10 protein-coding genes are annotated in these 7,555 nt (G+C 71.7%); 9 read left to right on the top strand and 1 reads right to left on the bottom strand.

Annotation, left to right across the window (positions count from 1 at the left end; all coding sequences use genetic code 11):
- Window positions 1-262 precede the first annotated feature (262 nt).
- Both ACFWXQ_RS34405 and ACFWXQ_RS34400 read left to right on the top strand, forming a co-directional pair.
- A complete protein-coding gene (locus ACFWXQ_RS34405) occupies window positions 263-829 on the top strand; it encodes a SigE family RNA polymerase sigma factor (RefSeq protein ID WP_383954154.1) in 567 nt (188 codons plus the stop codon).
- On the top strand, window positions 826-2,043 hold the full coding sequence (locus ACFWXQ_RS34400; RefSeq protein WP_383954156.1) for a WD40 repeat domain-containing protein: 1,218 nt from the start codon (window positions 826-828) through the stop codon (window positions 2,041-2,043). The genes ACFWXQ_RS34405 and ACFWXQ_RS34400 overlap by 4 nt, the downstream gene beginning before the upstream one ends.
- Before the next feature lie 11 nt (window positions 2,044-2,054).
- Here the strand turns inward: ACFWXQ_RS34400 and dapA are convergent, their stop codons facing one another.
- The gene (gene dapA / locus ACFWXQ_RS34395) at window positions 2,055-2,963 is read right to left on the bottom strand and encodes a 4-hydroxy-tetrahydrodipicolinate synthase (RefSeq protein ID WP_383954158.1); all 909 of its coding nucleotides are present in this window, start codon (window positions 2,961-2,963) and stop codon (window positions 2,055-2,057) included.
- Between the two features lie 173 nt (window positions 2,964-3,136).
- Here dapA and ACFWXQ_RS34390 point away from each other — a divergent pair, with 173 nt between their 5' ends.
- The 7 genes from ACFWXQ_RS34390 to ACFWXQ_RS34360 all read left to right on the top strand — a co-directional run bounded on the left by ACFWXQ_RS34390 (window position 3,137) and on the right by ACFWXQ_RS34360 (window position 7,485).
- Window positions 3,137-3,268 (top strand): hypothetical protein, encoded by a 132-nt coding sequence (locus ACFWXQ_RS34390; protein ID WP_383954160.1) that lies wholly within the window; start codon window positions 3,137-3,139, stop codon window positions 3,266-3,268.
- A complete protein-coding gene (locus tag ACFWXQ_RS34385) occupies window positions 3,265-3,945 on the top strand; it encodes a hypothetical protein (protein ID WP_383954162.1) in 681 nt (226 codons plus the stop codon). Before ACFWXQ_RS34390 ends, ACFWXQ_RS34385 begins: the two co-directional genes overlap by 4 nt.
- 51 nt (window positions 3,946-3,996) lie before the next feature.
- The gene (locus ACFWXQ_RS34380) at window positions 3,997-4,410 is read left to right on the top strand and encodes a phage holin family protein (protein ID WP_383954164.1); all 414 of its coding nucleotides are present in this window, start codon (window positions 3,997-3,999) and stop codon (window positions 4,408-4,410) included.
- Window positions 4,407-4,982 (top strand): DUF3618 domain-containing protein, encoded by a 576-nt coding sequence (locus ACFWXQ_RS34375; RefSeq protein ID WP_383954166.1) that lies wholly within the window; start codon window positions 4,407-4,409, stop codon window positions 4,980-4,982. Before ACFWXQ_RS34380 ends, ACFWXQ_RS34375 begins: the two co-directional genes overlap by 4 nt.
- Before the next feature lie 225 nt (window positions 4,983-5,207).
- Entirely contained in the window at window positions 5,208-5,909 is a 702-nt protein-coding gene (locus ACFWXQ_RS34370) for an antibiotic biosynthesis monooxygenase (RefSeq protein ID WP_383954176.1), read from the top strand.
- Between the two features lie 110 nt (window positions 5,910-6,019).
- Window positions 6,020-6,718 (top strand): ArsR/SmtB family transcription factor, encoded by a 699-nt coding sequence (locus ACFWXQ_RS34365; protein WP_383954168.1) that lies wholly within the window; start codon window positions 6,020-6,022, stop codon window positions 6,716-6,718.
- Window positions 6,719-6,747: 29 nt separating this feature from the next.
- Window positions 6,748-7,485 (top strand): SRPBCC domain-containing protein, encoded by a 738-nt coding sequence (locus tag ACFWXQ_RS34360; protein ID WP_383954170.1) that lies wholly within the window; start codon window positions 6,748-6,750, stop codon window positions 7,483-7,485.
- Window positions 7,486-7,555 lie beyond the last annotated feature (70 nt).

The raw sequence follows: 7,555 nt of genomic DNA, 5'->3' as shown, positions 1-7,555 counted from the left end.
GGTTCCCCGCGCCCCTAAAAGATAAAAGCCAGGGGCGCAGCCCCGCTTTTAGGGGCGCGGGGAACTGCGCGCTCAGCCCCCACGCACCCGCGCGTGACGAACCACACGGAACACCCACCCACCCCAGGGGCGCGGGGAACTGCGCGAGCAACCCCCTCCGGACCGTAGGAATTCCTCGGGTCGGCAGGCATAGCGGGGGCCCGTCCGGGACGTCAGTACGGGTGGGAGCGGGGGAGAGCCCGCTGGGGAAGAGAAGGTGACGATGGATGCCCAAGGGCACGAGCGGTTCCGGGAGTTCGTGGAGAACCGGTCATCGGCGCTGCTGAGGACCGCCGTGCTGCTCAGCGGCGGCGACCGCCACGCGGCCGAGGACCTGCTGCAGAACGCGCTGGTCAAGGCCGCAGGCCGATGGCAGCGCATCGACGAGCCGGAGGCGTACGTACGGCAGATCCTGTACCGCCAGCAGGTGAGCCGATGGCGGCTGAAGTGGCGCAGACGGGAGCTGACGGTCGCCGAACCGCCCGAGGGGACGGGCGGCACGGCCACGGCGGACGCCTCCTCCGCGGCCGACCTGCGGATCGTGATGCGCGGAGCGCTGGCGCGGCTGACCGCCCGGCAGCGGACCGTGCTCGTACTGCGCTACTTCGAGGACCTGCCGGAGGCCGACGTGGCCCGGATCCTCGGCTGCTCGGTGGGGACCGTGCGGTCCACCACCCACCGCTCGCTCGCCAGACTGCGGGCGCTCGCGCCGGAACTGGCCGCTCTGGGACCCGCCGACGCGGAACAGAGCCCGTCCCGCGACTTCTCACCGGTGGAGGTACGTCCGTGAACATGGATCAACTGGTGCGTGACGCCCTGCACGAGCAGGCCGCGGACACCATGACCACGCCGCCCGGCTTCGCGGGCCGCGTCCTCGCAGTCCGGCGCCGCCGCCGGACCCGTACGATCGCCGGCGCCGCGGTGGCCACCACGCTCGCCGTCGCCGTCGGGGTGGCGGTACCGATGCTGAGCGGCGGCAAGGACGAGCCCCGGCTGGCCAGCGAGATCAACCGGAGCGACATCATCGCCCACCCGGACCAGTCGCCGCCGCGCGACCTCGTCGCGGCGGGCAACACGGCGCTGGCCGCCTACTTCACGGCCAGGACCGTGAAGGAGACCGAGGACCGGGGCGTCTACCGGCGCATCTACCACCTCCTCGACCAGGAGACCGGCAAGTATGTGAAGACCACCAAGTGGTCCGTCCTCGACGTCGCTCCCGGTATGCGCACCGCCGCCGTCCTGGAGCGGAAGCTGCCGACCGAGCGGATCGGCCTGCTCGACCTGCTCACCGGCGAGGTCGAGCGCTGGATCCCGGTCGACCGCGGCGTCGCGGGAGTCAGGTTCTCGCCCGACGGCAGCAAGCTCGTCGCGACGACGTACGACGAGAACCCCGACCTGCAGACCCGGACGGACTATGACAGCGACGGCGACGGCAAGAAGAACGACTGGATGACGCGGTTCGGCGAGACGAGCCGGACCGGCTTCTACATCCTGGACGTCGACTCCGGCAAGGGCTCCTGGAGCAAGGCCGTCGGCGACGCCGACACCCTCAACGTCCGCCAGGACTTCGCCTTCAGCCACGACGGCACGCTGGTCTACTCCGGGCTCATGATGGAACCCCACATGCAGTACTACAACTTCGAGGGCAACAAGGTCCCCAAGCCCGCGAAGGAGAAGTACCTCCACTGGTCCGTCGAGGCGGGGCTGTCCCCGGACGGCAGGCTCGCCGCCGGTGACTTCGCGGGCGGTATCAAGACCACCGCCTCCGAGATCAACGACCCGGACACCGGCAAGCGGCTCTACAAGATCCCGGGACAGCAGCTGCTCGCCTGGGTCGACAACAAGCGGCTCATCGCCTTCGACATCGCGCCCGGCACGAACGAGTTCCACAACCGGCTCGTGCTCGTCACGATCGGCAGCGACAAGACCGTCCCGCTGAGCGGTTTCCGCAAGGGGAACGACGGTGCGGCGGGGCGCTGGGAACCGGTCTTCGCCGAACGCTGAGCACGCTCCGGTCACACGCCGGCCGAGGCGGCCACCAGCCGCTCGTACGCCGTCCGCAGCCCGTCGGCCGTCTCCCGGCCGGCGGGCCGCAGCGGTGCCCGGACCGGGCCTGCGGGCAGGCCGAGGGCACCCAGCAGGGCCTTCGCCGTCACCGTGCCGGGGAGGCCGGAGCCCATCATCAACTCCGTGAGCGGGATGGTGAGTTGCTGCAGCCGGATCGCCTCGTCCGGGTTGCCGCCGTCGAACGCGTCCAGGACGGCACGGAAGTGACGCGGGGTCACATTCGCCACCGTGCTGATGTATCCGGCACCGCCGATCGCGTACATCGCGAGCACGTACTCGTCGCAGCCCGTGTAGTACGCCAACTCCGAGGCGGCCAGCACCTTCTGGGTGCCGAGCAGGTCGTACGCGCAGTCCTTCACCGCCACGATCCGCGGATGCTCGGCCAGCCGCAGCATCGTCTCCGGCTCGATGCGCGTGCCCGTGCGGCCCGGGATGTCGTACAGCGCGAGCGGCAGTCCTGAGGCGTCCGCGATCGCGCGGAAGTGTGCCTCGACGGCGTCCTGCGGGGGCCTGCTGTAGTACGGCGTGACCACCAACAGGCCGTCCGCGCCCGCCTTTTCGGCCTCCAGCGCGAGCTCGGTGGTGTGGCGGGTGTCGGCCGTCCCGATGCCCGCGACGATCGCGGCACGGTCCCCTACGGCGTCCGCCACCGCCCGCACGAGCGCCGACTTCTCGGTGTCCGTCGTGGTCGGCGACTCCCCGGTCGTCCCGGACAGCACCAGCCCGTCGCAGCCCTCGGAGACCAGCCGGTCGGCCAGCCGCTGCGCACCGTCCAGGTCCAGCAGCCCCTCGTCGGTGAAAGGGGTGATCATCGCGCAGAGGGCGCGGCCGAAGGGCGGGGTACGTCGTGAGGTCATGGAGGTAGTCTCGGCACCCCCATCCTGAAGCTCCACTTAATTCTTCTACGGGATATGGGTAAGCAGTTCTTATCGGTTGCCGCATTCGAGGTGGCAGGGGCGCTCTAGGAACTCGCCCCCGTTTCGGTCACCATGGCGGGGACGGTAGAAGGTCGTCTGTCACGGGAGGCGTCATGAAGCTGGGCAAGGCACTCGCCACCGGAGTCGCGGAGGAGCAGCCGCACCGGGAAGAGGAGGAGCTCCGACTCCCCGAGCAGATCGAGGAGTTGGAGCCCGCGGCCGAAGAGGTTCCGGTCGCGCGATGAGGATGCGGCTCCCCGAGGAACGTCCGGCGGAGCCGCCGACCGGATTCAAGATCGCCCACCCGATGCTGTCCCAGGACGGCACCCGGGCCGGGTTCACCGGTGTGTCGCTGGGCGGCGCGCTGCCGTACGGAGTGCTCGACGAGGCGCACTGCGTCTACGGCCTGCGGCACCGGGCACCGCACCGCCGCTGCGACTGCGGCTTCCACTGCGTGCACGAGCGCACGGCGGCCGAGGCCATGCTGTGCACCGCCGAGCACCGCAGCGCCGTACTCCTCGAAGTGACGGTCCTCGGCGCCTACATCCGCTTCGAGCTCGGTTTCCGGTACGCGCGGCAGCGGGTGCGTACCGCCACGGTCGGCCCCTGCGCGTGCGGCGCCGTCGCCGTGGCGCTGGCCGACGCGGGATGGGGCAGGCCCGGCTGGCGGGGCTTCGCCGCCTCCTGCGCCGGGTGCGTCCGCGGCCGTACGGCGGTGTCGCTCGCGACCTTCGCCCGGCTGGGCGGAGAACGGCTGCGGGTACGGGCCGGGGGCGCCGCCGCACCGGGCGCCGGTGACGGTCTGCCCGAGGGGCTCGGGGTCTCCGAGCTCGTCGCCGAGGCGGCCCTGCTGCAGGCCCGGCTCGACTGGTTCCAGAGTCAGCTGGCCCGACTCGGCGATCACGGGTCCGGACAGGGGTGACAGCGGCCCGGCGGGGTACCCGGGCGTCCCGGACGAAAGGATGGGGACGCCATGACCGGAACCACGGACCGGCGGCCGGGCGAGCAGCACTCGGTCGGTGAACTCGTCGGACAGGCCACCGAACAGCTCTCCGAGCTCGTACGACAGGAAGTGCGGCTCGCGAAGGAGGAGCTGGCGCAGAAGGGCCGGCGCGTGGGACGCGGCGGCGGGCTGCTGGGCGCGGCCGGAGCCGTCGCCTACGTGGGGCTGATGGCCCTGTCGGCGACCGGTGCGGCCGCGCTCTCCCTCGTGCTGCCCGTGTGGGCGGCGGCACTCATCGTCACGGCCGTGCTCTTCGTGGTCGCGGGCGTGCTGGCGAGGACCGGCCGGGCCCAGCTCGGGCGCGCCGCCCCGCCGATGCCCGAGGAGGCGCTCGACAGCGTCCGGGCCGACGTCGACGAGATCAAGGAAAGGGCGCACCGATGAAGGACAGCAACGATCCCGTGGAGCCCGGCGAGGCGGCCGGCAAGGCGGCGGACAAGGCCGCCGGCGGCGCGAAGGGCCCGGACGAGCTGCGACGGCAGATCCAGGAGACCCGGGGGCAACTCGGCGATACCGTCGAGGAGTTGGCCGCCAAGGCCGACGTGAAGGGCCGCGCGCGGGCCCGGGGCGCCGAGCTGAAGGGCAAGGCGTCCGAGACCGGCCACGCCGTGCAGGACAAGGCGGCGCAGGCAGGCCACGCCGTGCAGGACAAGGCGGCGCAGGCAGGCCATGCCGTGCAGGACAAGGCCACCGAGGCCGGCCATGTCGTACAGGACAAGGCTGTTGAGGCCGGTCACGTCGTGCAGGACAAGGCCGTCCAGGCCGGGCACGTGGTGCAGAGCAAGGTCACGCGGGCCGGACACGCCGTCCAGGACAACGTGCCCCGGCCGGTGCGCACGGCCGTGACCAATGCCGTCCAGGCCGGAAAGCGGCACCCCCGGCCCGTACTGATCGCCGGGGCCGGAGCGGTGGTCGCGGCGGGCCTGCTGCTGCGGCGCCACAACGGACACCGCTGATACGCACCCCCGGCTCCGGTCACCGACCGGTGCCGTACGACGAGCGGCGGGGCCGATCCATTCGGCCCCGCCGCTCGGTCGTTTGCCCGTCGTCGCAGGTCGTCTGCCTGGTCGGTTCCGTCCTCGGGGGCGAACCCCCGTCCACGTCACCGGGCTTGACCTGAAGTCCGGTTGAGGTCCGAGGGTGGAGCCGTGGACACCGATCAGCGATCACTGGAGTTCGTGATGACCCGTCGTACCGACGCGCACCCCGCGATGACCCGCTCCGAGGTGGGAGCGTCCTTCTTCAGTACCTGGCGGGTGGGGACGCCCGCGCGGCAGAGGGAGACGGTCGAGGCGGTCGCCGCCACCTGGGAGCGCAGGGCGTGGCCGGCCGAGGGGCTGCTCGGGTACCACGTCTACACCGGGGAGGACGGCACGACCCTGCTGCACCACTCGCAGTGGCGCAGCGAGCAGGACTACGAGGCGTTCGTGAAGGTCCACCGGCAGGAGCGCGTGGACGAGGTCGATGTGGCCGTGCCCGGGATCGAACGGGAGGGGCTCGGCCGCTACCGGCGCCACCGCAGCGGCGCCCAGGAGGCGGAGACCCGGATCCCGGGGTGCATTGTGATCGTCGAGATCGAGTTCGAGGGGCCCGACCCCGACCGGCAACGCGCCTGGGTGGACGCCGTGTTCGAGGCCCTGGAGAGCGAGCCCGAGCTCAGTCCCGGCGGGATCTCCGCCCACTTCCATCTGAGCACCGACGGCACGAAGGTCCTCAACTACGCCGAGTGGGAGACCGCGCAGGCCCACATCGACGCGCTGGCCTCGCCGGGCGGCGGCGTCGGATCCCGTACGCCGCAGTGGGAGCGCGTACAGACGTACCCCGGCCTTAAGCAGTCCACGGTCCGCCGCTACACCCACGCCCTCGGACTCGTCCCCGAGTGATCACCGGCTCGCCGTGGACGAAGGGGCGGGCCGCCACGGAAATTCCCCGGGCACCACCCGACAACAAGAACCGTCTGGACAAAAAAAGTTTTCGGTGAGACGGTGGAGTCATGTTGGACGTGACCGTGATCGAGGACCCGGCGGCAGCCGCCGCCTCGCTGGACCCCATAAGGGGCCGGCTCCTGGCCGAGCTGGCGGCCGGCCCCGCGTCGGCCGCCATGCTGGCCGGCAAGGTCGGACTGCCGAGGCAGAAGGTGAACTACCACCTGAAGGCGCTGGAGCGGCACGGCCTGGTCGAGCTCGCGGGTGAGCGCCGCAAGGGGAACGTCACCGAGCGGCTGATGAGGGCGACCGCCGCGTCGTACGTCATCTCGCCGCTCGCCCTCTCCGCCGTGCAGCCCGATCCGGACCGCTTCCGGGACCAGCTCTCGGCGCGGTGGCTGCTCGCCCTCGGTGCCCGGCTTGTGCGGGACGTCGGCACGCTCATCACGGGCGCCACGAAGGCCCGCAAGCGCCTCGCCACGTACGCGCTGGACGGCGAGGTGCGCTTCGCCTCCGCCGCCGACCGGGCCGCGTTCATCCAGGAGCTGACGGCCGGTGTCGGCGCCCTGATCCGCAAGTACGACTCCGCCGACGCCGAGGGGGGCCGTGACCACCGGATAGTCGTGGCGGTCCATCCCACGGTCAAGCCCGAGACGTCCGGTGCGGCCGGTTCGGCCGGTTCGGCCGACGAGGCCGGCGCATCCGGTACGTCCGAGGGTCCCAAGGCTTCCGAGGCGTCCGCAGCGGCGCCCGAACTCACCGACTGACACGACTAGTTGACGCGCAGGAGCACACCATGTCCAAGGAATTCGAGATCGCCCGCGAGTTCGAGGTCGACGCCACACCGGACCAGGTGTGGGACGCCGTCACCAGCGGCACCGGCGGCTGGCTGTGGCCGATGGAGCCCCCGGAGCCGCGCGAGGGCGGCCGGGGCCCCTGGGGATCCACGGTCACCGCCTGGGACCCGCCGAACAAGTACACCAACCGGCTTGAGGGCGTCGACGAGAACTCCGAGCAGACCCTCAACCAGCTCGACTACACCGTCGAGCCGCGCGACGGCGGCCGGCGCGCCTGGGTGCGGTACGTGCACAGCGGGATCTTCGTCGACGACTGGGACAACCAGTACGACGGGGCGAACAGGCACACCGACTTCTACCTCCACACCCTGCGCGAGTACCTGACGAAGTTCGCGGCCAGGCCTGCCGCCTTCGCCACGTTCGACGGGCCCGAGGCGTCCAAGGGGGCCGACGCCTTCGCCGCCGTGGGCCGGGCCCTCGGCCTCGCGGACGACACCGCCGAGGGCACACGCGTGCAGGCTCAGGGTCCCGACGGCCAGGTCCTGGACGCCGTCGTCGACTTCCGCAACCCGTACTTCATCGGGCTGCGCACCGACGACGCCCTCATCCGCTTCTTCGGACGCAACCACTGGGGCGCGCCCGTCGGCATGAGCGTCCACGACTTCGCCCCGGGCGCCGACGCCAAGCGGAACGAAGCGGCCTGGCAGGGCTGGCTGAACCAGGCCTTCGGAGCCTGACGTTCTACGCGGACACCGGTGAGCCCGGCCCCCCTGACGTGGGGCCGGGCTCACCGGCGTGTTCGTGCGG

It is taken from the genome of Streptomyces sp. NPDC058697, assembly GCF_042715345.1.
Lineage (GTDB): Bacteria > Actinomycetota > Actinomycetes > Streptomycetales > Streptomycetaceae > Streptomyces > Streptomyces liliifuscus.
This window is presented reverse-complemented; position numbering and strand designations above follow the sequence as displayed.